We start from the raw sequence: 23793 nt of genomic DNA, 5'->3' as shown, positions 1-23793 counted from the left end.
GCATTGCGCCGCATTCAAAAAAAGCTATAATGCTTGGCTTACTTTAGCGAACGTGGCGGAATTGGTAGACGCACCAGATTTAGGTTCTGGCGCCGAGAGGTGTGAGAGTTCGAGTCTCTCCGTTCGCACCACAACAAAGCATGCGCGCCGGCATTGCAGCTTGCTCCATAGCCGGCTCGCAGCCTTACCTTGCGGCAAACATGAACCCCCGACTCAGCGCCCTGCACCCTTATCCTTTTGAAAAGCTAAGGCGTCTGCTCGCGCAGGCCGGGCCATCCGCCGCGCAGCAAACCCCTATCAATCTTTCCATCGGCGAGCCCAAGCACGCCACGCCGGCGCTGATCTCGCAAGCCATGCAAGATGCCATGTCCGGCCTGGCGGTCTACCCCCCGACCAAAGGCGATCCTGCGCTGCGATCCGCGATCTCCAGCTGGATAGGCCGGCGTTACGGCATTGCGGCGCCCGACCCCGACACGCAAGTGCTGCCGGCATTGGGGTCGCGCGAAGCGCTTTTTGCCTTTGCGCAGGCGGTCATCGATCCCGATGCGGGCGCGCTGGTGATATGCCCCAACCCTTTCTACCAGATTTATGAAGGGGCGGCCCTGCTTGCCGGCGCCCGACCCTATTTCATCAACGCGCAGGCCGAACTGAATTTTGGCTACGACTGGGCAGCCGTGCCGGCTGACGTCTGGCGCAAGACACAGCTGCTGTTTGTATGCTCGCCCGGCAATCCAGCCGGAAACGTGATGTCGCTGGACGACTGGAAGCGGCTGTTCACCCTGTCGGATGAATATGGCTTCGCCATTGCCGCCGATGAATGCTATTCGGAAATCTATTTCGACGAATCCAGCAAGCCGCTGGGCGGCCTTCAGGCCGCAAACCTGCTGGGACGCGGCGACTATCGCAATCTGATGTGCTTTTCCAGCCTGTCCAAGCGGTCCAACGTACCGGGCCTGCGCTCCGGCTTCGTGGCCGGCGACGCGAAACTGATTGAACAGTTCCTGCTTTATCGCACTTACCACGGCAGCGCCATGAGTCCCGTGGTATCGCAGGCCAGCATTGCGGCCTGGAACGACGAAGCGCACGTTGTCGACAACCGCCGCCTCTATCGCGAGAAATTCGACGCCGTCCTGCCCATCCTGGAGCCCGTGCTGGACGTGAGCCGGCCGGACGCCTCGTTCTACCTATGGGCCAGAACACCCGGCGCCGATACCGACTTTGTACGTGACCTGTACGGCGCAACGGGCGTCACCGCCCTGCCCGGCAGTTTTCTGGCCCGCGAGGCCCACGGCGTCAATCCTGGCGCAAACCGCATCCGCATCGCCCTGGTCGCTCCAAAACAGCAATGTATTGAAGCGGCCGGACGCATCGCGGCTTTTCTTAACCACTGAGCACCTACATGACTACAGATCTGCAGCGCACCATCGAGCTGGCCTGGGAAAACCGCGCCGACCTCTCTCCCGCATCCGGACACACCGAAGTCCGCGCAGCGGTACAGGCAACACTGAACGCACTGGATACAGGCCATTTGCGCGTCGCCGAAAAAATCGATGCGGACTGGGTCGTGCACCAATGGATCAAGAAAGCCGTTCTGCTGTCGTTCCGGCTGGAAAACAATCGCGTGCAAGGCCAGGGCCCTTTGCAGTTCTACGACAAAGTCGACACCAAGTTTGAAAGCTATGACGCCGCGGCCTTCGCCGAGGGCGGATTCCGCGTGGTCCCCCCCGCGGTTGCCCGCAAAGGGGCCTACATCGGCAAGAACGTGGTGCTGATGCCGTCGTACGTCAATGTGGGCGCCTACGTCGACGAAGGCACCATGGTCGACACCTGGGCCACGGTGGGCTCATGCGCGCAGATCGGCAAGAACGTGCACCTATCGGGGGGCGTGGGGATCGGCGGCGTGCTCGAGCCGCTGCAGGCCAACCCGACCATCATCGAAGACAACTGCTTTATCGGCGCGCGCTCTGAAATCGTCGAAGGCGTGATCATTGAAGCGAACTCCGTGCTGGCCATGGGTGTGTTCATCTCGCAGAGCACCAAGATCTACGATCGCGCCACCGGCGCCATCACCTACGGCCGCGTTCCGTCGGGCTCGGTGGTCGTGCCTGGCTCGCTGCCGTCCGCCGACGGCTCGCACAGCCTGGCTTGCGCCGTGATCGTCAAGCGCGTCGATGCGCAAACACGCTCCAAAACCAGCATCAACGATCTGCTGAGGACCTGATGGCTGATTCACCCGTCCTGGCGCTGGCCAAGGAATTGATTGCACGCCCGTCCGTGACGCCTGACGACAGCGGCTGCCAGGAAGCGCTGGCCGCCCGCCTGCGGGCCGCGGGCTTTACCTGCGAAACCCTGGTTTTCGGCGACGTGACCAACCTATGGGCGCGGCGCGGCGACACCGCGCCCCTGCTGGCGTTTGCCGGGCATACCGACGTGGTGCCCACCGGACCGCTGGACCGCTGGCACAGCGATCCCTTCAAGCCCACCGAGCGCGACGGCAATCTGTATGGGCGCGGCGCCGCCGACATGAAAAGCTCGATCGCCGCGTTCACGGTGGCGGCGGAAGAATTTGTGGCGCGTCATCCGGATCACGCCGGTTCGATCGCCCTGCTGATTACTTCCGACGAAGAAGGGCCTTCCATCGACGGCACCGTCAAGGTGTGCCAGGCGCTGACGCAGCGCGCCGAACAGCTGGACTACTGTATCGTGGGCGAACCCACGTCGGTCGATCAGCTGGGCGACACCGTGAAGAATGGCCGGCGCGGCTCTTTGTCGGGCAAGCTCACGATCAAAGGCAAGCAAGGGCATGTGGCCTATCCGCATCTTGCCCGCAACCCCATCCATTTGCTCGCGCCGGCGCTGGTCGACCTGACGGCCCAGCAATGGGACGAGGGCAACGAGTATTTTCCCGCCACGACCTTCCAGGTCTCCAACCTGCACTCGGGCACAGGGGCCACGAATGTGGTGCCGGGAACCGCCGTGCTGGACTTCAATTTCCGTTTTTCCACCGCCAGCACCCCGGAATCCCTGAAAGCGCGTGTTATTGCCATTCTGCAAAGGCATGACTTGGACTATGATCTGGACTGGACCCTGGGCGGCGAACCCTTCCTGACGCCCAAGGGCGAGCTCAGCAAGGCCCTGTCGCAGGCTATTCTTGAGGAAACCGGCGTGACCACCCAGTTGTCGACCACGGGCGGCACCTCGGACGGCCGCTTCATCGCCAAGATATGCCCGCAAGTGATTGAGTTCGGCCCCATCAATGCCAGCATCCATCAACTGAATGAACACATACGGCTCGATACACTTGAACCCCTGAAGAACATTTATCGCCGTACGCTCGAGCATCTTCTGGCGCTCGAGCATCTTCTGGCCGACAAGGGCTAGCGTCTGTCAACACTACTCAAGGAGCCGCCATGCATCAAATCGCCAGTAAAAAGCTGCGCACGGTACGCGACCTGCTGCGCTATGCCGTCAGCCAGTTCAATGCGTCCAGGCTCTCTTTCGGACACGGTAGCGACAACGCCTGGGACGAGGCCGCCTATCTGCTGCTGCACAGCCTGCATCTGCCGCTGGACATGCTCGATCCCTTTCTGGATGCGCGGGTGCTGCCGGCCGAGCGCGAACGCTTCCTGACATTGCTGGAGCGGCGCATTACCGAGCACGTGCCGGCCGCCTATCTGACCGGCGAAGCTTGGCTGCAAGGACACCGTTTCGTGGTGGACCAGCGTGTCATCATCCCCCGTTCGCCCATTTCCGAACTGCTGGCCAACGGCTTGAGCCCCTGGGTGGCCGACCCCGACGACGTCGATTTCGTACTGGATTTATGCACCGGATCCGGATGCCTGGCTGTCCTGGCGGCGCTGGCCTTTCCCAATGCCCAGGTCGATGCCGTGGACCTGTCCGAGCGCGCCCTGGAAGTCGCCGACGAAAACATCGAGCTGTCCGGCCTGGACGGACGCATCACCACGCATTGCAGCGACCTGTTCGAACAGCTGCCGCAATGCGAGTACCAACTGATCATCTGCAATCCGCCCTACGTCAACAACCATTCCATGGAGCACCTGCCGCAAGAATATCGGCACGAGCCCACCATGGCGCTGGCAGGCGGCGACGATGGCATGGATTTGATCCGCCGCCTGCTGCAGCAAGCGCCCGACTTCCTGGCTCCCGAAGGCATGCTGGTGCTTGAGATCGGACACGAATACCAGCATTTCGTGGCGGCCTTCCCCCACCTGGACCCCGTCTGGCTGAGCACTGAAAACACCGAAGACCAGATTCTGCTGCTCACGCGCGAGCAATTGGCCTCGTGATCCGCGCGGCCGGCCTGACCCTGCGCCGCGGCACCAAAGTGCTGCTGGACGGCGCAGACTTTGTCGTCAATCCGGGCGAGCGCGTGGGCATCGTCGGCAAGAACGGGGCGGGCAAGTCCACCCTGTTCGCCTTGCTGCAAGGCAGGCTGGATGCCGATGCCGGGTCGCTGCTGATCCCGCCGGGCTGGCGGATTGCCAGCGTCGAACAGGAAATCAGCCACAACGACCTGCCCGCCCGCGAGTTTGTGATCGATGGCGATACGCATCTGCGCGCCCTGCAGGCCGAACGCGCCGCCACGCCCGATGGCGACGGCCACCGTATCGCCGAGCTGGAATCCGCGCTGGTGGAAGCCGATGCCTGGAGCGCGCCCTCGCGCGCCGAGCAGCTATTGGCCGGCCTGGGTTTCGCGCCAGGCCAATGGATGAATCCGGTCAACAGCTTTTCGGGCGGATGGCAGATGCGGCTGGCGCTGGCCCGGGCGCTGATGGCGCCGTCCGAACTGCTGTTGCTCGATGAACCCACCAATCACCTTGATCTGGATGCCATGCTGTGGCTGGAGCGATGGCTTGCCGCGTATCAAGGCATCGTCCTGCTGATCTCGCACGACACGGAATTCCTGGATTCCGTCGCGTCGGTCATCCTTCATTTCGATCAGGCGAAGCTCCTGCGCTATCGCGGCGGCTACGAAGACTTCCTGACGCAGCGCGCCGAGCGCCTGCGTCAAACCCGGCTCGCCTGGGACAGGCAAACCCGCGAAGCAGCGCGGCTGCAAAGCTTCATCGACCGGTTCAAAGCCAAGGCGACCAAGGCCAAGCAAGCCCAAAGCCGCGTCAAGGCGCTGGCCCGCATGGAAACACTGGCGCCCCTGCAGGCTGAATCGGGTATCGACATACGCATTCCCGAACCCACCAGCATGCCCGACCCCTTGCTGGTGCTCGACGGGGTATCGACCGGCTACCAGGGCCGCGACGGCCAGACACACACTATTCTGAGCAACATCCAGCTCATGGTCCGGGGGGGCGGCCGCATCGGCGTGCTGGGGGTGAACGGCGCCGGCAAGAGCACACTGATCAAGACCCTGGCTGAAGAGCTGCCGGTGCTGGCCGGCGAGCGGCGGGCATCGAAAGGCTTGGAAATAGGCTATTTTGCCCAGCATCAGCTCGACATGCTCGATCCAGAGGCCACGCCGCTGCAGCATCTGCTGCGGCTGGCGCCCCAAACCCGCGAGCAAGAGCTGCGCAACTACCTGGGCGGTTTCGGTTTCAGCGGCGACACCGTCACCAGCAAGATCGCGCCCATGTCCGGCGGCGAAAAGGCCCGCCTGGCCCTCTCGCTGATCGTCTGGCAGAAACCGAACCTGCTCTTGCTGGATGAGCCCAGCAACCACCTGGATGTCGACACGCGCGAAGCGCTGGCCACGGCCCTGGCGGAGTTCGCGGGCAGCGTCTTGCTGGTGTCCCACGACCGCCACCTGCTGCGCACGACGGTCGACAGCTTCTGGATTGTGGCCGACGGCCGAGTCCATGAGTTCGACGGCGACCTTGAAGACTACCGTGACTGGCTCTCGGACCGCAGCGCCCATGCGCGGGCTGAAGCCCGCAACAGCACCCCATCCGCCGGCGGCGGGGAAGCGGCATCCGACCGCAAGACGCAGCGCCGCCAGGAAGCCGAAGAGCGGCAGCGCCTGGCCAGCCTGCGCAAACCGCTGGATACCAAGCTGAAGCAGGTCGACACCGAGATGGAGCGCTGCGGCCAACGGCTGCAGGCGCTCAATACCTTGATCGCGGACCCCGACTTTTATTCGGATGCCCGCCGCGACGAACGCCTGAAGGTGCTTGAAGAGCACGGCGAGCTGAGCAAAAAACAGGCACAGCTCGAAGAGCAATGGCTGGCGCTGCAAGAAGAACTGGAAGCGCTGGCGGCCGGCTAGCCTGTATAACCGGCTCAGTACAAAGCGAACAGGAGGCGGCCTGGACCGCGGCCTGCTTTTTCTCTGGAATTACGCTTGGGCCTCGTAGCTGATGATCACCACATCAGCCGCCTTCTGGCGTAAAGGCACAATGGCCTGGTAATCGGCTGATTCATGCCACGCCTTGACCGAAGCCAGGTCCGGGAAACTGATCACCACCGTATCCGTATAGGCATGTTCGCCGCTCAATACCTGCGCGCCGTCAGCCCGGAACACCAGCGATGCCCCCCACGGGGCGACGGTGCCAGGCACTTTACTGCAGTACTCGGCCCAACTGACGGGGTCCTTGACCCTGATGTGCCCGATGACGTAGGCTCTTTTCTGCTCCATGTTGTCCCTCTTGACTTGTAAGCCAGGGCCTAAGCGACGATGTCCAGCTTGGCCACGCCCAGCGCCAATGTCTTGGTGCCCACATCACGAAATTGGATCTGCGCCTGGGCATCCTGCCCTATGCCGCTCAAGCCAATCACCGTGCCCTCGCCGAACTTGGCATGCCGTACTCCTGTGCCTATGCGAAACTGCTGTGTACCAACGGTCACGCCCGTTGTCAGGCTGCGCGGCGCCCGCGGCGCAACACTGCCGCTGTCCGGACGGTTATACGCATCGCCGCGGCGGAACGCACCGCTCCAGGCATGCTGCTGCACCTGCACAGGCGCCCGGCCTTCCCGGGGCGTCAGCCATTTCACATGCTCGTCGGGGATCTCGTCCAGGAAGCGCGAGCGCATCGCGTAGCGGGTTTGCCCATGCAGCATGCGGCTTTGCGCCAGGGTCAGATACAAGCGTTCGCGCGCGCGCGTGATCGCCACATACATCAGGCGCCGTTCTTCTTCGAGCCCCGCCGCTTCCAACAGGCTGTTTTCATGGGGGAACAAGCCCTCTTCGACACCGGTGATAAACACCGAATCGAACTCCAGCCCCTTGGCCGCATGCACGGTCATCAATTGCACGGCATCCTGCCCCGCCTGCGCCTGGTTGTCGCCCGCCTCTAGCGAGGCATGCGTCAAAAAGGCCGCCAGCGGCGACATCGCCGCCAGCGCCTCCGGCGCGCCCGCATTCAGCGAGGCTGCCGGCAAGGCTTCGTCGGGCAGGCGTCCCGCCGGCAGGCCTTCAAAGTTTTCCTCGGCCACAAACGCGGCGGCGGCGTTGACCAGCTCCTGCAGGTTCTCAAGGCGGTCCGCGCCCTCGCGGTCATTCTGATAGTGCGCCAGCAAGCCGCTGTGATGCACCACGTGCTCGATCAGTTCCGGCAATGACAGGATTTGCGCCTCGTGGGCCATCTGCTCGACCAGCTCGGCAAAACGCGCCAGGTTGTTGCCGCCCTTGCCCGACATCGCCGGCACGGCGCGAAACAGGCTGCTGCCTTGCTGCCTGGCCACATCGGCCAATTGTTCAAGCGTACGCGCGCCGATGCCCCGGGTGGGAAAATTGACCACCCGCAGCCACGAGGTATCGTCGTGGGGGTTATCCATCAGCCTTAAATAAGCCAGCGCGTGCTTGACTTCCTGCCGCTCGAAAAACCGCAGCCCGCCGTAGACTTTATAGGGAATACCGGCTGAAAACAGCGCGTGTTCGATAATGCGCGACTGCGCATTGCTGCGATACAGGACCGCGATTTCGCGCCGCAGGCGGCCGTCATTGATCAGCGCCTTGATCTCGTCGATGATCCACTGCGCTTCCAACAGGTCGGATGCCTGCTCGACCACACGCACCGGTTCGCCTTCGCCCTGCTCGGTCCACAGGTTTTTACCCAGCCGCGCGCTGTTGTGCGCAATCAGGGCATTGGCCGAATCCAGGATATGCCCATACGAGCGGTAATTCTGCTCGAGGCGAATCACATTGCCCCGGGCATAGTCGCGCTCGAAGTCCGACATATTGCCCACATTGGCGCCCCGAAAAGCGTAAATGGATTGGTCGTCGTCGCCCACTGCGAACATGAATGCGCCGCCGCCGGCCAGCAGGGCCAGCCAGCGGTACTGCAGCGTATTGGTGTCCTGGAATTCGTCGACCAGGATATGCTGGAAGCGGCGCTGGTAGTGCTCGCGGATGGGGGCGTTGCGCTGCAGCAGCTCGTAGGCGCGCAGCAGCAGTTCGGCAAAATCGACGACGCCTTCGCGCTCGCACTGATCCTGATACAGTTGATAGATCTCGACCAGGCGGCGCCGGTGCGCATCCCAGACGTCGACATCGGCGGGACGCAGCCCCTCTTCCTTGGCGCCGTTGATAAAGCGCTGGACATCGCGCGGCGGAAACTTTTCGTCGTCGATGCCCGCGCCTTTGATCAGGCGCTTGATGGCCGCCAGTTGATCGGCGCTGTCCAGGATCTGAAAAGTTTGCGGCAGGCCCGCGTCGCGGTGATGGGCGCGCAACAGCCGGTTGCACAAGCCATGAAAGGTACCGACCCACAGCCCCCGCGTATTGATGGGCAGCAACGCGGAAAGGCGCGTGAGCATTTCACGCGCCGACTTATTGGTGAAGGTAACCGCCATCAGCCCAAACGGGCTGGCCTGGCTGGTTTGAATCAGCCAGGCCATGCGTGTGGTCAGGACCCGGGTTTTTCCGCTGCCCGCGCCGGCCAGAACCAGCGCGTGCGAGGGAGGGAGAGTGACAGCAGCTTGTTGTTGCGGGTTAAGGCTATCTATCATGCCGCGTAGCGGCGCAACCGGTAAGCAAACTGCTCAAGACCTTCGATGCCGCTTTGCTGAGCCCGCTGGCACCAGGCCTGCAGATCAGCCAGAAGTTGTTCGCTGCTGGAACTGGAGCTTTCCCACAGGCGGATGAGTTCGCGCCGCATTTGCACCAGGGTGGACAGGGACTGGTTTTGAGCCAGGACCGTATCGACCTGCTCGCGCTGGTCGGGTTCCAGGGCGTCGTCGCTGCGGCTGATCCAGTCTTTGCAGCGGCTCAGCAGCGTCCAGCTGCAGTCGGGACTGCCTTCCTTGCGGGTCAGCCGGAGCTTGTTGAGTTCTTCGCTGGCGGACTTCTTGACCAGATCGGTATAGCGGGCCAGGATTTCGTAGCGGTGGGTGATCACGCCCTGCAAGGTGCTGGCGTCGGCCAGCGCCTTGGGCGCTTCGAGCTTGAGCTTGGGCGCACGTTTCTTGACGGTGGCCAGCCCGAAAAAGCGCAGCACCTGGATGTAGCACCAGCCCAGATCGAATTCATACCACTTGGTCGAGAACTTGGCCGACGTGCCGTAGGCGTGGTGGTTGTTGTGGAGCTCTTCGCCACCGATGATGATGCCCCAGGGCGACACATTGGTGCTGGTATCGGGGCTGGCATAGTTGCGGTAGCCCCAAGCGTGGCCGATGCCGTTGACAACGCCGGCGGCCCAGAAGGGAATCCATGCCATCTGCACGGCCCATACCGTCAGGCCCAGCACCCCGAACAGCGCCAGGTCGATGCCCAGCATGATGAGGATGCCAAGCAGACTGTGCTTGGAATACAGATTGCGCTCGATCCAGTCGTCGGGCGTGCCGTGACCGAAACGTTTCAGGGTTTCCGGATTGGTGGCTTCTTCGCGGTAGAGTTCCGCGCCGCGGAAAAACACCTTGCCCAGGCCGAACACCACCGGCGAGTGCGGATCGCCTTCTTTTTCGCATTTGGCGTGGTGCTTGCGGTGAATGGCCACCCACTCTTTGGTGACCATACCCGTGGTCAGCCAGAGCCAGAATCGGAAAAAGTGCATGACGGAGGGGTGCAGATCAAGCCCGCGATGCGCCTGGCTACGGTGCAGGAACACCGTAACGCCGACAATGGTGATGTGCGTCAGCACCAAGGCAACCAATGCAACCTGCCACCACGAAAGGTGCAGGAAGCCGCCCGACAGAAAATTAAGTATTTGGTCCATAAACCTGTAAAGGCCTCATGTTAGAACAAGGAAAAGTGTATCCCAGTTGTCAGCTATATGACAGCGCAGTTTCAAAATAGTTTTGAGGTAGATCAAGGAATTACGGACGGCAAGCGCTTGCCGTCCCCTGCCTTCATGCCAGCCCCGGGGCGTCATATCGGCGCATACGCCGCGATCGCCCCGGCGGCATGATTTCAGGCAGTTTCGCTGTTTTCGCCTTGTACGGCGTTTTCAAGCCCCTGAGGGTCTTTTTTGGCGGGTACCGCCTTCACGCGCTCGAGTACGGCGGCGAAGAAACCATCGGTTTCATGACGATCCGGACGGAGACGCAAAAATGGCCCTTGCAGTGTCAGATTTTCGCAACGATCTGCTGCGATTTTGCTCGCATCAAGGAGGGTAAAGTCCGGATTTTCGGCTAAAAAGCGCTCAACCTGCTGTTCGTTCTCTTCGGGCAGGATACTGCAGGTGGCATAGACCAGCCGGCCACCCGGCGCAACGCAGCGGGACGCCTGGCGCAGTATGCGCGCCTGGATGTCCAGCAAGCCCTGCAGCGACTCGGGGTGCTGGCGCCATTTCAGGTCCGGATTCCGGCGCAGCGTGCCCAGCCCGCTACAAGGCGCATCCACCAGCACCCGCTGCGCCTTGCCTCGAAGACGCTTGACGCGCTGGTCGTTGTCGGCGCTGATGGCGACCGGAACAATATTGGACAAGCCGCTGCGGGCGAACCGTGGCTTGGCGCGCGCCAGCCGGGCGGCCGATACGTCAAAGGCATACAAGCGGCCTGTGGAGCGCATCAGGGCCCCCAGCAGCAAGGTCTTGCCGCCCGCGCCTGCGCAATAGTCGATGATCATTTCGCCGCGCTTGGGCGCCACCAAGGCCACCAGAATCTGGCTGCCTTCGTCTTGGACTTCTATTTCGCCCTTCTCGAACATCGGCCACCGGTTGACGGGCGGGCGGCCCTGCAGGCGTATGCCCCAGGGCGAATAAGGCGTGGGCTCCGGGTCATAGCGCAAGGCCGGCCCGCCGCGCATCTGCTTGAGCATGTCGGCGCGGTCCGCCTTCAGCGGATTGACGCGTATGTCCAGGGGGGCGGGCTGGTTCAGCGCCTTGATCAGGGCGTCGGCATCTTCCAGGCAAGCCAGGCGCTCGTCCAGCCAGTCCGGCAGGCTGTCGCGCACCGCACGCGACAAGCTGTCGACGCTGATGCCTTGCACATGCGTCAACCAATGACGCTCCGGTTCCGACAGGCCCGTATCAAGCACCGACCTGTCGAACACCGACGCAAGGCCAAGTATGGCCAGGCGGCGCGCCGCCGGGCCGGTGCCGCTTTCCGCGTACTGCCGGTAGCGCCGCAAGTGCCGCAAGACATCGAAAACGGCCTCGGCCACCTCGGCGCGGTCGCGCATGCCCAGCTTGGGGTTGGCGCGCAGCCAGTGCGACAAGGCGGCGTCGGCGGGGTATTCCCACTGAAGAATTTCGCCCAGCACGCTGCGCACCTGTTCGATGCGCACCGCCGCCATGACGTAGGGACGCGCCGCCGGCGCGCTGCGCTCGTCGCGCTGCGCACGGGGCGCTTTGCGTGGGTCCCGGCTGCGCCGGGGCTTGTCTGTACTATTCATGACGGCCTTTCAGATGATTCAACGCCATCGGGCGTCAGGACAAAAGAGCGGCTGGCGATGCCAGCTACCTGTACGCGCTGCATGGCATCGAGCGACACGCGCCCTTCCGCCAGCCAGCCTACCACGTCGGCGTACATCCGATGCTCCACCTGCAGCACGCGGCCGGCCAGATCCTCGGGTGTGTCGCCCGCCAGGACGGGGACCGCGCCCTGGGCCACGATCGGGCCATGATCCAGCACCGGCGTAACGAAGTGAATGGTGCAGCCATGCCACTGGACACCGGTCGCCAGCGCCTGCTGGTGGGTGTGCAGCCCGGGAAACGCGGGCAGCAAAGAAGGATGGATATTGATCAGGCGGCCATTGAACCGCTCGACAAATGCCGGCGTGAGCACGCGCATAAAGCCCGCCAGCAGCACGTAATGCGGCCGATGGGCGTCGATGGCGTCCGCCAGCGCCGCGTCGAAGTCTTCACGGCTGGCGTAATCGCGGTGGGGCACGACCCCGGTCGGTATGCCGCGCGCCTGCGCCCAGGCCAGGCCGGCCGCATCCGCCCTGTTGGCCATGACCGCCGCGATGGTCGCGGGCAAGGCCCGGTCGCGCACCGTATTCACGATGGTTTGCATGTTTGAACCGCGGCCCGATATCAGTACGACGATACGGCAGTCGGAGGATGAAGTAGCGTCCAAGACAATAATTCCTGAGTAAAGCAGCACAAGATTGTAAACTCTCGGGTGTGAAAACCTCCCCAACCCTATATCGCACCCTGCCCCGCCACGATAGCCAGCTTCCCAGCGCAGTGACCATAGGCAACTTCGATGGCGTCCATCGAGGCCACCAGGCCATTCTTGCGCGTGTGCAGCAGTTGGCCGTCGAACGCGGGCTGTCCTCGACGGTCATGACGTTCGAGCCCCACCCGCGCGCCTATTTCGCGCGGCGCGGCCAACGCCCCGAACTTGTCCCCACCCAGATCAGCAGCCTGCGCGACAAGCTCACTGCCCTGGCCGCCCATCAACTGGATCAGGTCGTGCTTGAACGCTTCAACCAAAGCCTGGCCGACATGTCCGCCGAGGACTTCATCCAGCAACTGCTGGTCCGGGGCCTGAACACCCGCTGGCTTCTGGTGGGCGAGGATTTCCGCTACGGCCACAAGCGCAGCGGCGACATTGATCTGTTGCGGCGGGCCGGGCGGCAGCATGGCTTCGAAGTGGAAACCATTGCCGACGTGGCCGACGAACACGGCCACCGCATATCCAGTTCGGAATTGCGCACCGCCCTGGCTGTGGGCAACCTGGCGCGCGCGGAGCATTTGCTGGGCCACGGCTACCGCATCAGCGGCCACGTCATACACGGCCAGAAACTGGGCCGCAGCATAGGCTACCCCACCCTGAACGTCAAAGTGCCCGCGCAATGCGCCCTGCGCTCGGGCGTGTATTTCGTGCGCGCGCACGGCCTGGGGCCCCAGGCCATCAACGGCGTGGCCAGCCTGGGCGTACGGCCCACGATCTCGCACGGCGGGCGGCTGATGCTGGAAGTGCACCTGCTCGACTGCAGCATAGACGCATACGGTAAACTCACATGTGTTGAATTTCTTGAATATCTGCGGGACGAAGAAAAATTTCCCGACCTTCCCACTATGATCGCCGCCATCGATAACGATGCGCAAAGCGCTCGCGACTATTTCGCCCTCCATGGACTATAGAAACACCTTAAATTTGCCCGACACACCCTTCCCCATGCGGGGTGACCTCGCCAAGCGGGAACCCCGCTGGGTTGCCGAGTGGGAAGAAAAAAAGGTTTATGCAGCCATTCGCGAAGCCAGCAAAGGCAGGCCGAAATTCGTGCTGCACGACGGCCCGCCCTACGCCAACGGCGATATTCATATCGGGCACGCGGTCAACAAGATACTCAAGGACATCATCGTCAAGAGCCGCGCCATGGCGGGTTACGACGCTGTCTACGTGCCGGGCTGGGATTGCCACGGCATGCCGATTGAAATCCAGATCGAGAAAAAGTACGGCAAGCATCTGCCGGTGGCCGAAGTGCAATCCAAGGCGCGTGCCTACGCGCATGAACAGATCGACCGCCAGCGCAAGGATTTCAAGCGGCTGGGCGTGCTGGGCGACTGGGACAACCCCTATCTGACCATGAACTTCGGCAATGAAGCCGACGAGCTGCGCGCGCTGTCCCGCATCATGCAGAAAGGCTATGTATTCCGCGGACTGAAGCCGGTGAACTGGTGTTTTGACTGTGGTTCCGCCCTGGCCGAAGCCGAAGTGGAATACGCCGACCGCAAAGATCCATCGGTGCATGTGGCGTTCAAGTTCGGCGACAAGGAAAAGCTCGCCCATGCCTTCGGCTTGCCGCAGGTCGACGATGGCGCCATCGCCATCTGGACCACGACGCCCTGGACCTTGCCCGCCAACCAGGCCCTGAATGTACACCCCGAATTCGACTACGCGCTGGTCAGGCTGGACCAGCCGCGCAGCACCGGCCCCATGCTGTTGCTGGCCAAGGACCTGGTCGACACCTGCTTGAGCCAATGGAAGCTGACCGGCCAGGTGGTTGCCACCGCCAAAGGCGACGCGCTGACCAACCTCGAATTCAAACACCCCCTGTACGATGTACACGAAGGCTACCGGCGCATGTCGCCCGTGTATCTGGGCGACTACGTCACACTCGACAGCGGCACCGGCGTGGTGCACTCGGCGCCCGCCTACGGTATTGAAGACTTTGTGTCGTGCAAGGCCCATGGCATGACCGACGACCAGATCATCAACCCGGTCATGGGCGACGGACACTACGCAGAAAGCCTGCCCCTGTTCGGCGGCATGATGATCTGGAAGGCGAATCCGGTCATCGTCCAAGCGTTGCAAGACGCCGGCAGCCTGCTGCACACCGAACCCCTGTCGCACAGCTACATGCACTGTTGGCGCCACAAGACGCCCATCATCTATCGCGCGACCAGCCAGTGGTTTGCGGGCATGGACCGTCAGCCTGAATCAGGCAGGACGCTGCGTGAAACCGCGCTGCAAGGCGTGGAAAACACCGAATTCTATCCGGCCTGGGGCCGTGCCCGGCTGCACGCCATGATCGCCAACCGTCCCGACTGGACCCTGTCGCGGCAGCGCCAGTGGGGCGTGCCCATGGCGTTCTTCGTCCACAAGGAAACAGGGCAGCTGCATCCACGCACTCCGGAACTCATGGAACAGGTCGCGCAGCGCATCGAACAGCACGGCATCGAGGCCTGGCAGTCGCTGGACCCCGCCGAGCTGCTCGGCGACGAAGCCGGCCAGTACGAAAAAAACCGCGACACGCTGGACGTCTGGTTCGATTCAGGCACCACGCACGCCACCGTGCTGGGCGGCCAGGACCATAGCGTCAAGGGCTCGCATGCCGACGCGCTGACCTGGCCGGCCGACCTGTACCTGGAAGGGTCGGACCAGCATCGCGGCTGGTTCCACTCTTCGCTGCTGACCGGCTGCATGATGTACGGCCGTCCGCCCTACAAGGCACTGCTTACGCACGGTTTCGTGGTCGATGGCCAGGGCCGCAAAATGAGCAAATCCGTGGGCAACGTCATTGCGCCGCAGAAAGTGTCCGACTCGCTGGGGGCGGAGATCCTGCGCCTGTGGACGGCGTCCACCGATTACTCGGGCGAACTGTCGATTTCCGACGAAATCCTCAAGCGCGTGGTCGAAGGCTATCGCCGCATACGCAATACGCTCAAGTTCCTGCTGGGCAACCTGCGGGACTTCAATCCGGCCACCGATGCCCTGGCGCCCGAGCATCTGTTCGAGATCGACCGCTACGCCCTGGCCATGACCGCCGCCATGCAGGCCGAGGTCCTGGCCAGCTTCAAGCGCTATGAATTCCACCCCGCCGTGTCCCGGCTGCAGATTTTCTGCTCGGAAGACCTGGGCGCCTTTTATCTGGACGTCCTGAAAGACCGCCTTTATACGGCGGGGCAGTCCAGCGTGGCGCGCCGCTCGGCCCAGACCGCGGTCCATCACATCACCCATGCCTTGCTGAAACTGCTGGCGCCCATCGTGTCGTTCACGGCGGAAGAAGCCTGGAAAGACCTGCATACCGGCAGCGACGTGCCCAGCATTTTTACCGAACTGTTCCACGCCCTGCCCGACCAGGTCGATGCCCAGTTGCTGCGCGACAAATGGGACCGCCTGCGCGACATCCGCGCCGAGGCCATGCGCAGAATCGAAGAAGTCCGTGCCACAGGCGACATCGGGTCCTCGCTGGCGGCCGAGCTGGATTTATACGCGGACGGCGACAACCATGCATTGCTGGCCAGCCTGGGCGATGATTTGCGCTTCGTGCTGATCGTGTCGCGCGCCACCGTCCATCAGGCCGACGGCGCACTGCGGATCGATGTCCACCCCACCCGCCATGCCAAGTGCGAGCGTTGCTGGCACCATCGGGAAGATGTGGGCATCGACCCCGGGCATCCCGCCATTTGCGGCCGTTGCGTCGATAATCTGTTTGGCCAGGGTGAAGCACGCCAGCATGCCTGACGCCCACGCCAACAATCCCGCCCCGGCCCCGCGCGGGCCCTCCAAAAGCCTGCGATTCTGGGCCTGGATCGCAGGCGCGCTGGTGATCATCGTGCTGGACCAGATCACCAAAATCTATTTCGACGGCGCTTTGCAATACGGCGAGCGCTGGCGTCTGCTGCCCTTCTTCGACTTTACCCTGCTCTATAACCCGGGGGCGGCGTTCAGCTTTTTGGCCGACGGCCAGGGCTGGCAGCGCTGGCTGTTCACGGCCATTGCGCTGGGCGCCATCGGCCTGATCATCCACCTGCTGCGCCGCAACCCCGGCCAGCCTCTGTTTTGCGCCTCGCTCATGAGCATCCTGGGCGGCGCCATCGGCAATGTGATCGACCGCATACAGCACGGTCATGTCATTGATTTTTTGCTGTTTTATTGGGATAGTTGGTATTTTCCGGCGTTCAACATCGCGGATATCGCCATTAGCTGCGGCGCCGTCCTGCTTGTCCTGGATGAAATCCGCCGCATGCGCGCCGAAAAGCGCGCGTCACGCAACGCAGGCTGACACGCCCGGTGTTGGTTTAATCTGACAAGAGCACAATTCCTTATGCTGGAACTTGCAAAGAAACGTATCGTCCTGGGGCTCACCGGCGGCATCGCCTGCTACAAACTGGCAGAGTTCATACGCCGTGCCCAGGATCAGGGCGCGGTGATCGATGTGGTCATGACCGAAGCCGCCACCCATTTCATCACGCCCGTCACCATGCAGGCCCTGTCGGGCCGCCCCGTATTCGTGGATGCATGGGACGCGCGGGTACCCAACAACATGGCGCATATCAACCTCACGCGCGGCGCGGACGCCGTGCTGGTGGCGCCCGCCAGCACCGACTTCATCGCCAAGCTGGCCAACGGCCTGGCCGACGACTTGCTGTCCACCCTCTGCGTAGCCAAAGGTCCCTGCCCTTTGCTTGTCGCCCCCGCCATGAATCGCGAAATGTGGCTGCATCCGGCCACCCAGCGCAATGTCAGGCAGTTGCAGGCCGATGGCGCGCGCATCCTGGGGCCTGCCGAAGGCGATCAGGCCTGTGGCGAAGTCGGCAGCGGGCGCATGCTGGAAGCCGACCAGCTGCTGTCCGAACTGATCGCTTTTTTTCAGCCCAAGACGCTTGCCGGACGGCGTGTGCTGGTCACCGCGGGGCCGACTTCTGAAAAGATCGATCCGGTGCGTGTCATCACCAACCGTTCGTCAGGTAAAATGGGTTATGCCATTGCCCAGGCAGCCCGCGAAGCGGGTGCCGAGGTCGTCCTGGTGTCCGGGCCGACGGCCTTGAACACACCTTACGGTGTCAGCCGGGTAAACGTCGAAAGCGCGGCCCAGATGCATGCCGCGGTCATGGGCGAAGCCCTGCAGGCCGATATCTTTATTGCCGTGGCTGCGGTGGCCGACTGGCATGTGTCCAATGCCAGCGACCGCAAGTTCAAGAAACAGGCGGGCGGCCAGCCGCCTGCGCTGCAGTTCTCAGCCAACCCGGATATTCTGGCGGAAGTGGCGCAGATGGCGCAAGGCCCCTATTGTGTAGGTTTTGCGGCGGAAACGGAAAATCTGCACGAGAACGCCGAAGCCAAGCGCCAGCGCAAGGGCGTGCCCTTGCTGGTCGGCAACCTGGCTCAGCAGGCCATGAATGCCGATACGGCTGAACTCGTTCTGTTCGATGCACAAGGTGCGCGAACACTGCCCGCCCTGCCGAAACTGGGCGCCGCCCGCAGGCTGATCCAGGAAATCGCCAGCCAAGCACCCAAGGCACGCGATCAAGCACGCGGCACACCCAAGCTATAGTGAGGAATATGGAGCAATACATAGAGTACGTCAGCACTTTCATCGAAACACACCAGGAATGGGCCGGTGTCACGCTGGGATTGCTCGCCATGGGCGAGTCCTTGCTGATCATCGGCCTTGCCATTCCCGCCACCGCCCTGATGCTGCTGGTAGGCGGCCTGGTGGGCAGCGGAACCCTTGATCCCTTGCCCATCATCGCCTGGGGTGTCGCCGGCGCGGCACTGGGCGATGCCATCTCATACTTCATCGGCCGCCTGCTGGGCCCCAGGATTGTCCGCAGCTGGCCCTTGAACAAACAGCGGCGCACCGTCGCCCGGGCGCGCTACTTCTTCCATAAATATGGGGTGCTCTCGATTTTCGCGGGCCGGTTCCTGGGTCCCTTGCGCGCGGTCGTGCCCAGCGTAGCCGGCGTCATGCGCATGCCCCACTGGCGCTTTCAATGCGCCAATGTCCTGTCGGCATTGATATGGATACCCATCATGCTCATGCCCGGCTACCTGACCGGCCGCAGCGTCGATGCCCTGGGCAGCGACAACATGAACTTCAGCATCCTGTTCAGCGGCGTGCTGTCGGTGGTGCTTGCCGTATGGATCGCCCGCGCCATGATGCGCAAGCGCCAGACCAACCATATCAATCAACCTCGCAATAAACCCTGAACACAGAGCCTCACGTGAGAAAAATCGCCCTTAAAATTCTTGATCCGCGCATGAACGACTATTTGCCAGCCTATGCCACCAGCGGCTCGGCCGGCCTGGATTTGCGCGCCTGCATCGACGCGCCGCTGACCTTGCGCCCGGGCGCCACCGAGCTCGTGCCTACGGGGTTGTCCATCCATATCGCCGACCCGGCCTACGCCGCGATGATCCTGCCGCGCTCGGGCCTGGGGCACAAGCATGGCATCGTCCTGGGCAATCTGGTGGGGCTGATCGATTCCGATTACCAGGGGCCGCTGATGGTATCGGTCTGGAATCGCGGACAAGATGAATTTGTACTGCAGCCTATGGACCGGCTGGCACAGTTGGTGGTGGTGCCGGTGCAGCAGATCGAGTTCGATATCGTTGATGAGTTCGATGATAGTGCGCGCGGCGCTGGGGGCTTTGGCAGCACCGGACGCGGCTAAGGAGCATTGCTGACCGGGCTGCAAGGAATCAGCTGTAGCGTTACTGCTTGGCCTGTTGTTTACGTTTTGGTTTCTTAATAAGGCGTAGCGCCCGATGCCGGGTTCTGCTCCCTTTTGGGTTTCTTAATAAGGCGTAGCGCCCAGTGCCGGGTTCTGCTCCGATCGCTGCGGCCACGGCGCTGCCGTGGCTTCCCATGGGGCCAATCTGCGTCGGAGGTCGGACGCGAACTCGCCTGAAACAGTCCCCCGGACTGTTTCAGGCTCAGACATGCGCGTCCTCTTACGCCCTCCGCCCCAGCCTGGCCCCACGGCTTGCTCAACCGTCGCGCCACCCGGCACCGGACGCTACGCCTTTAACATATCAAAGCATTGACGAGCACGTTGAGCACTTATTGATTGCTTGTTCTTCGATGGCTTGTTCTTTGATTGCTTGTTGAACGGTTGCTGATTCTACTATTCCTTGCTCACCAATTGCTATGCAATGATCCCGTGTTCGTCGAAGGCTTACTGGTGAGTCCCTGTTAAACCATGCCTGCTTGTTCTCAATAGCACACGCTCTGCCATACGCGCCGAACAAGCCACGTTCCACCATGCTACCCAATAAGGTAGTTCCTGCCATGCTATGAAGGCGCTGGGGTGGCTGGGGCCAGGTAGAGCGACGGTTGAGCAAGCCGTGGCACGGGGCTGAGGACGGGGGCGCAAGAGGACGCGCATGTCTGAGCAAAAAGCGGTCCGGGGGACCGCTTTTTGCGAGTTCGCGTCCGACCCCGGCATCAGGCCTGTGACACGGGAAGCCACGGCAAGGCCGTGGCCGCAGCGATCGGCGCGGCGCCTGGCCCCAGCCTCCCCAGCGCCTGGCTTAAAAACAGGATGCTCTCCAAAGGCTGAGCATCGCAGGCACCCAAACCCAGAACTAAGCCGCCTCTTCCTCACCCAGATAAGCCGCCCGCACCTTAGGATCATCCAGCAACTGGCCGGAAGGCCCCTGCAGGATAATCTGCCCGGACTCCATCACATACGCCCGCTGGCTGGTCTCAAGCGCCAGCTTGGCGTTCTGCTCAATCAGCAGAATCGTGACCCCCTCCGCGGCGATCGTGCGGACCACCTCGAAGATTTTCTCGACCATCAGCGGCGCCAGCCCCATCGAAGGCTCGTCCAGCAGCAGCAAGCGCGGCCGCGAGACCATGGCGCGGCCCATCGCCAGCATCTGCTGCTCACCGCCCGACAAAGTGCCGGCCGACTGGCGCCGGCGCTCCTGAAGGCGGGGAAACAGCTCGAACACGTGCTCGATGTCTTGACGCACGGCATTCTGGTCCTGCCGGCTGTAGCCGCCCATTGCCAGATTTTCCTCGATGGTCAACTGCCCGAAAATACCGCGCCCTTCCGGCACCATGACCAAGCCTTGCCGCACCAGCATATAAGACGGCGTGCCCGCGATGGACTTGCCGTCATAGAGGATATCGCCGGCGCTGATGGGCACCAGCCCGCAAATGGCGCGCAAGGTCGTGCTTTTGCCCGCGCCGTTCGCGCCGATCAGGCTGACCAGCTCGCCCCGGCCCACCGCCAGATCCATGCCGCGCACAGCGCGAATACCGCCGTAGGCCACTTCGAGTTGCTTTATTTCCAGTAAATGATCTGCTGGGCTCATGAGGGGTCCTTACTATCGTCCGCCGCGGCAGCGGGATCATTGATATTGCCCAGCTCCTGCGCGGCAGGATCGTTCGTGGGCACCGTGACCGGCGCTTGTTCGGCGGCGCCGGCGCCCAGGTAAGCCTCGATGACTTTGGGATTGCGCTGCACTTCAGCCGGCTTGCCCTCGGCCAGCACCTTGCCGTATTCCAGCACCAATACACGATTGCACAGGCCCATGACCAGTTTCATGTCGTGCTCGATCAGCAATACCGTCACGCCGTCATCGCGGATTTTTTCGATCAGCCGGCGCAAGACCATGGTTTCTGAAGCATTCATGCCGGCTGCGGGTTCATCCAGGGCCAGCAGCGCCGGCTCCGTGGCCAGCGCCCGGGCGATTTCGAGCCGCCGCTGATCGCCATAGGGCAGCGAACTGGCCACATGATTGGCGCGATCGCCGATGCCGACATAGTCAAGCAGTTCGTGGGCGCGCTGTTCGATGGCGGCCTCTTCGGCGCGGGTCGCCTTATTGCGCGTGACCGCGCCAAAAACACCTGCCCGGGTACGGATGTGCCGGCCTATCATGACGTTTTCGATGGCGCTCAGGGCGCCGAACAAACGGATGTTCTGAAAGGTGCGGGCCAAGCCGGCAATCGCGATTTCATGCGGCTTCAGACGGGTAAGCTGATGGCCCATGAAATTGCAGGAGCCCGACTCTGGCACATACAGACTGGTCAGCACGTTGAACAAAGTGGTCTTGCCCGCCCCGTTCGGTCCGATCAGGCCGTAGATATCGCCTTTGCAAATGGAAAAGCTGACGTCCGACAAAGCCTGCAGGCCGCCAAACCGCTTGCTGAGCTTGTTGGCCACCAGCAGTAGCTCGGGCATGGAACTGGCATTGGGATTGACATTGGCCGATATCATGCCTGGCCCCCCTTGGGTGTGGAAAGTTCACGACGCCGCACCGCCGAAGGCCACAGGCCCGCCGGACGGAATATCATCACCAGCACCAGGGCAAAGCCAAACATCAGCATGCGTATGCCTTCGGGATCAAGCACGACGTCGCCGAAAATCGTTTGCTGCAGCGGCACGACGACGGCGCGCAGGACTTCCGGAAAGACGGAAAGCAGGATCGCGCCCAGGATGACCCCCGGTATATTCCCCATGCCGCCCAGCACCACCATGCACAGCACCATGATGGATTCGGTCAGGCTGAAGCTTTCCGGGCTCACGAAGCCCTGCATGGATGCAAACATGGCGCCCGCCACGCCGCCGAAGCTGGCGCCCATGGAGAAAGCCAGCAGCTTGATGTTGCGCGTATTGATGCCCATGGCCTTGGCGGCGACTTCATCTTCGCGCACGGCTTCCCAGGCCCGCCCAATGCGCGAGTTCTGCAGGCGCGCGCACATGATTACAATGATGATGGTGAAGAGCAGCAGCAGGTAGTAGTACTTTTCAGGTCCTGTGATGCGAAACCCGAACAGCTCTTGCGAACGGCCGAAGGCAAACTCGCCCACCGAAAAAGTGTCGACCCGATTGATGCCCTGCGGGCCGTTGGTGATATTGACCGGCGCGTCCAGATTATTTAGGAAAATGCGGACGATCTCGCCGAAGCCCAGGGTCACAATGGCCAGATAGTCGCCGCGCAGCTTCAAGGTGGGCGCCCCCAGCATGGCGCCGAAGAACGCCGCCAGCAGCACACCCAGCGGCAACACGACCCAAAACGGCAGGTGCAGCCCAAAGTGAGGCGATGCCAGCAAAGCCCATACATAGGCGCCGACCGCATAGAAGGCGATATAGCCCAGGTCAAGCAGGCCGGCAAAGCCCACCACAATATTCAGGCCCAGCGCCAGCATGACGTACAGCAGGGCAAAATTCAGCGTGCGCACCCAGCTCTGCCCGGCCATGCCCAGCACGAAGGGCAGGATGGCAAGGACGACACCGAACAGCGCGATGCCGAACCAGACCTTGGGCGATATGCCTTTGTTCGACGTAACGGTATGGTTCATGCGCGGTCTCCTACGCGCTCGCCAAGCAAGCCCGACGGACGGAAAACCAGCACCAATATCAGCACAATGAAAGAGAACACATCCTGATAGTTGCTGCCGAACACGCCATTGGTCAGGTCGCCGATGTAGCCCGCTCCCAACGATTCGATAATGCCGAGCAACAGGCCGCCCAGCATGGCGCCGCCCAGATTGCCGATGCCGCCCAGCACAGCGGCGGTGAAGGCCTTCAGCCCCAGCATGAATCCCATGGTGTACTGCGCGACGCCATAGTAGGTGGTGACCATGACGCCGGCCACCGCCGCCAGGGCGGAGCCGATCAGGAAGGCGGCCGAAATGACGGTATTGATATTGACGCCCATCAGGCCGGCCACCTCGCGGTTCTGCGCCGTGGCGCGCATGGCGGTGCCCAGGCGGGTGCGGTGCACCACCAGCAGCAGGCCGGCCATGATGGCCGTGGCGGACAGGATAATGATGATTTGCAGCATGCTGATGCGCGCGCCGCCCAACTGGAAGATATTCGGCTCGATGATGTGCGGAAAGCTCAGGTAATTACGGCCCCACACCATCATGGCGATGTTCTGGATAATGATCGATACCCCGATGGCGGTGATCAGCGCGGCCAGGCGGGGGGCGCGGCGCAGGGGCCGATAGGCAAAGCGCTCGGCGGTCCAGCCCAGCGCCATGCACACGGGGATGGACAGCAGCAATGCCCCCATGACGGCCAGCCAGGCGGACGTACTGCCGGGATCCGCGCCCAGGAACACGGCAACCAGCGTGGTCGCCACCATGGCGCCCACCATCACGACATCGCCGTGCGCGAAATTGATCAGGCCTATGATTCCATAAACCATGGTGTAGCCAAGGGCGACCAAGGCATACACGCTGCCCACGGTAACGCCGTTGATCAACTGTTGTATAAGAATGTCCATGCTTTATGACTCGCAGGTAAGGGG

20 protein-coding genes and 1 tRNA gene are annotated in these 23793 nt (G+C 62.5%); 12 read left to right on the top strand and 9 right to left on the bottom strand.

All coding sequences use genetic code 11. The features are described 5' to 3' along the window. The first annotated feature begins 46 nt into the window (after window positions 1-46). The 6 genes from RE432_RS12870 (at window position 47) to RE432_RS12845 (ending at window position 6238) form a co-directional block, all read left to right on the top strand. Window positions 47-131, top strand: a tRNA-Leu gene (locus tag RE432_RS12870). Between the two features lie 69 nt (window positions 132-200). Then, window positions 201-1391, top strand: a complete 1191-nt coding sequence (gene dapC, locus RE432_RS12865; protein ID WP_310933798.1) for a succinyldiaminopimelate transaminase — start codon at window positions 201-203, stop codon at window positions 1389-1391. 8 nt (window positions 1392-1399) lie between these two features. Continuing rightward, window positions 1400-2221: a 2,3,4,5-tetrahydropyridine-2,6-dicarboxylate N-succinyltransferase gene (dapD, locus tag RE432_RS12860; protein WP_310933797.1), complete on the top strand. Its 822-nt coding sequence runs from the start codon at window positions 1400-1402 to the stop codon at window positions 2219-2221. Further along, the gene (gene dapE, locus RE432_RS12855; RefSeq protein ID WP_310933796.1) at window positions 2221-3381 is read left to right on the top strand and encodes a succinyl-diaminopimelate desuccinylase; all 1161 of its coding nucleotides are present in this window, start codon (window positions 2221-2223) and stop codon (window positions 3379-3381) included. Before dapD ends, dapE begins: the two co-directional genes overlap by 1 nt. 29 nt (window positions 3382-3410) lie before the next feature. Continuing rightward, window positions 3411-4307 (top strand): 50S ribosomal protein L3 N(5)-glutamine methyltransferase, encoded by an 897-nt coding sequence (gene prmB / locus RE432_RS12850; RefSeq protein ID WP_310933795.1) that lies wholly within the window; start codon window positions 3411-3413, stop codon window positions 4305-4307. Further along, window positions 4304-6238, top strand: a complete 1935-nt coding sequence (locus RE432_RS12845; RefSeq protein ID WP_310933794.1) for an ATP-binding cassette domain-containing protein — start codon at window positions 4304-4306, stop codon at window positions 6236-6238. The genes prmB and RE432_RS12845 overlap by 4 nt, the downstream gene beginning before the upstream one ends. A 69-nt stretch (window positions 6239-6307) precedes the next feature. Here RE432_RS12845 and RE432_RS12840 read toward each other — a convergent pair whose 3' ends face one another. From RE432_RS12840 to purN, 5 genes are all read right to left on the bottom strand, one after another. After that, a complete protein-coding gene (locus RE432_RS12840) occupies window positions 6308-6607 on the bottom strand; it encodes a DUF1330 domain-containing protein (protein WP_310933793.1) in 300 nt (99 codons plus the stop codon). 29 nt (window positions 6608-6636) lie between these two features. Then, the gene (locus RE432_RS12835) at window positions 6637-8919 is read right to left on the bottom strand and encodes a UvrD-helicase domain-containing protein (RefSeq protein WP_310933792.1); all 2283 of its coding nucleotides are present in this window, start codon (window positions 8917-8919) and stop codon (window positions 6637-6639) included. Beyond that, complete coding sequence (locus tag RE432_RS12830; protein WP_310933791.1) at window positions 8916-10124, bottom strand: fatty acid desaturase; 1209 nt, start codon at window positions 10122-10124, stop codon at window positions 8916-8918. Before RE432_RS12830 ends, RE432_RS12835 begins: the two co-directional genes overlap by 4 nt. A gap of 194 nt (window positions 10125-10318) precedes the next feature. Next, a complete protein-coding gene (locus RE432_RS12825; RefSeq protein WP_409079873.1) occupies window positions 10319-11611 on the bottom strand; it encodes an RsmB/NOP family class I SAM-dependent RNA methyltransferase in 1293 nt (430 codons plus the stop codon). A 128-nt stretch (window positions 11612-11739) separates the two neighbouring features. Next, window positions 11740-12429 carry a phosphoribosylglycinamide formyltransferase gene (gene purN, locus RE432_RS12820; protein ID WP_310933789.1) on the bottom strand — a complete coding sequence of 230 codons (690 nt, stop codon included), beginning with the start codon at window positions 12427-12429 and terminating at the stop codon, window positions 11740-11742. A 47-nt stretch (window positions 12430-12476) separates the two neighbouring features. On the opposite strand from purN, the gene RE432_RS12815 reads away from it, so the two are divergent. The 6 genes from RE432_RS12815 to dut are packed head-to-tail and all read left to right on the top strand — an operon-like array spanning window position 12477 to window position 19202. Then, window positions 12477-13442, top strand: a complete 966-nt coding sequence (locus RE432_RS12815; protein WP_310933788.1) for a bifunctional riboflavin kinase/FAD synthetase — start codon at window positions 12477-12479, stop codon at window positions 13440-13442. After that, the gene (gene ileS, locus RE432_RS12810) at window positions 13432-16269 is read left to right on the top strand and encodes an isoleucine--tRNA ligase (protein WP_310933787.1); all 2838 of its coding nucleotides are present in this window, start codon (window positions 13432-13434) and stop codon (window positions 16267-16269) included. Before RE432_RS12815 ends, ileS begins: the two co-directional genes overlap by 11 nt. Then, entirely contained in the window at window positions 16262-16810 is a 549-nt protein-coding gene (gene lspA / locus RE432_RS12805; protein ID WP_310933786.1) for a signal peptidase II, read from the top strand. The genes ileS and lspA overlap by 8 nt, the downstream gene beginning before the upstream one ends. A 42-nt stretch (window positions 16811-16852) precedes the next feature. Further along, a complete protein-coding gene (coaBC, locus tag RE432_RS12800) occupies window positions 16853-18082 on the top strand; it encodes a bifunctional phosphopantothenoylcysteine decarboxylase/phosphopantothenate--cysteine ligase CoaBC (RefSeq protein ID WP_310933785.1) in 1230 nt (409 codons plus the stop codon). An 8-nt stretch (window positions 18083-18090) separates the two neighbouring features. After that, complete coding sequence (locus RE432_RS12795) at window positions 18091-18738, top strand: DedA family protein (protein ID WP_310933784.1); 648 nt, start codon at window positions 18091-18093, stop codon at window positions 18736-18738. A 14-nt stretch (window positions 18739-18752) separates the two neighbouring features. After that, window positions 18753-19202 (top strand): dUTP diphosphatase, encoded by a 450-nt coding sequence (dut, locus tag RE432_RS12790; RefSeq protein WP_310933783.1) that lies wholly within the window; start codon window positions 18753-18755, stop codon window positions 19200-19202. A gap of 913 nt (window positions 19203-20115) precedes the next feature. Here dut and RE432_RS12785 read toward each other — a convergent pair. The 4 genes from RE432_RS12785 to RE432_RS12770 are packed head-to-tail and all read right to left on the bottom strand — an operon-like array spanning window position 20116 to window position 23769. Continuing rightward, window positions 20116-20850: an ABC transporter ATP-binding protein gene (locus RE432_RS12785; RefSeq protein WP_310933782.1), complete on the bottom strand. Its 735-nt coding sequence runs from the start codon at window positions 20848-20850 to the stop codon at window positions 20116-20118. Further along, on the bottom strand, window positions 20847-21755 hold the full coding sequence (locus tag RE432_RS12780) for an ABC transporter ATP-binding protein (protein WP_409079854.1): 909 nt from the start codon (window positions 21753-21755) through the stop codon (window positions 20847-20849). Before RE432_RS12780 ends, RE432_RS12785 begins: the two co-directional genes overlap by 4 nt. Beyond that, complete coding sequence (locus tag RE432_RS12775) at window positions 21752-22840, bottom strand: ABC transporter permease subunit (protein WP_310933781.1); 1089 nt, start codon at window positions 22838-22840, stop codon at window positions 21752-21754. Before RE432_RS12775 ends, RE432_RS12780 begins: the two co-directional genes overlap by 4 nt. Beyond that, the gene (locus RE432_RS12770) at window positions 22837-23769 is read right to left on the bottom strand and encodes a branched-chain amino acid ABC transporter permease (RefSeq protein WP_310933780.1); all 933 of its coding nucleotides are present in this window, start codon (window positions 23767-23769) and stop codon (window positions 22837-22839) included. Before RE432_RS12770 ends, RE432_RS12775 begins: the two co-directional genes overlap by 4 nt. Between the last annotated feature and the right edge of the window lie 24 nt (window positions 23770-23793).

Source organism: Pusillimonas sp. SM2304 (assembly GCF_031628915.1).
Taxonomy (GTDB): domain Bacteria; phylum Pseudomonadota; class Gammaproteobacteria; order Burkholderiales; family Burkholderiaceae_B; genus Pusillimonas_C.
This window is presented reverse-complemented; position numbering and strand designations above follow the sequence as displayed.

Bases quoted from the DNA above. Each gene is read 5' to 3' on its own strand.
- dapC (WP_310933798.1), top strand. From the start codon at position 201: ATGAACCCCCGACTCAGCGCCCTGCACCCTTATCCTTTTGAAAAGCTA.
- dapD (WP_310933797.1), top strand. From the start codon at position 1,400: ATGACTACAGATCTGCAGCGCACCATCGAGCTGGCCTGGGAAAACCGC.
- dapE (WP_310933796.1), top strand. From the start codon at position 2,221: ATGGCTGATTCACCCGTCCTGGCGCTGGCCAAGGAATTGATTGCACGC.
- prmB (WP_310933795.1), top strand. From the start codon at position 3,411: ATGCATCAAATCGCCAGTAAAAAGCTGCGCACGGTACGCGACCTGCTG.
- RE432_RS12840 (WP_310933793.1), bottom strand. From the start codon at position 6,607: ATGGAGCAGAAAAGAGCCTACGTCATCGGGCACATCAGGGTCAAGGAC.
- RE432_RS12835 (WP_310933792.1), bottom strand. From the start codon at position 8,919: ATGATAGATAGCCTTAACCCGCAACAACAAGCTGCTGTCACTCTCCCT.
- RE432_RS12830 (WP_310933791.1), bottom strand. From the start codon at position 10,124: ATGGACCAAATACTTAATTTTCTGTCGGGCGGCTTCCTGCACCTTTCG.
- ileS (WP_310933787.1), top strand. From the start codon at position 13,432: ATGGACTATAGAAACACCTTAAATTTGCCCGACACACCCTTCCCCATG.
- lspA (WP_310933786.1), top strand. From the start codon at position 16,262: ATGCCTGACGCCCACGCCAACAATCCCGCCCCGGCCCCGCGCGGGCCC.
- coaBC (WP_310933785.1), top strand. From the start codon at position 16,853: ATGCTGGAACTTGCAAAGAAACGTATCGTCCTGGGGCTCACCGGCGGC.
- RE432_RS12795 (WP_310933784.1), top strand. From the start codon at position 18,091: ATGGAGCAATACATAGAGTACGTCAGCACTTTCATCGAAACACACCAG.
- RE432_RS12785 (WP_310933782.1), bottom strand. From the start codon at position 20,850: ATGAGCCCAGCAGATCATTTACTGGAAATAAAGCAACTCGAAGTGGCC.
- RE432_RS12780 (WP_409079854.1), bottom strand. From the start codon at position 21,755: ATGATATCGGCCAATGTCAATCCCAATGCCAGTTCCATGCCCGAGCTA.
- RE432_RS12775 (WP_310933781.1), bottom strand. From the start codon at position 22,840: ATGAACCATACCGTTACGTCGAACAAAGGCATATCGCCCAAGGTCTGG.
- RE432_RS12770 (WP_310933780.1), bottom strand. From the start codon at position 23,769: ATGGACATTCTTATACAACAGTTGATCAACGGCGTTACCGTGGGCAGC.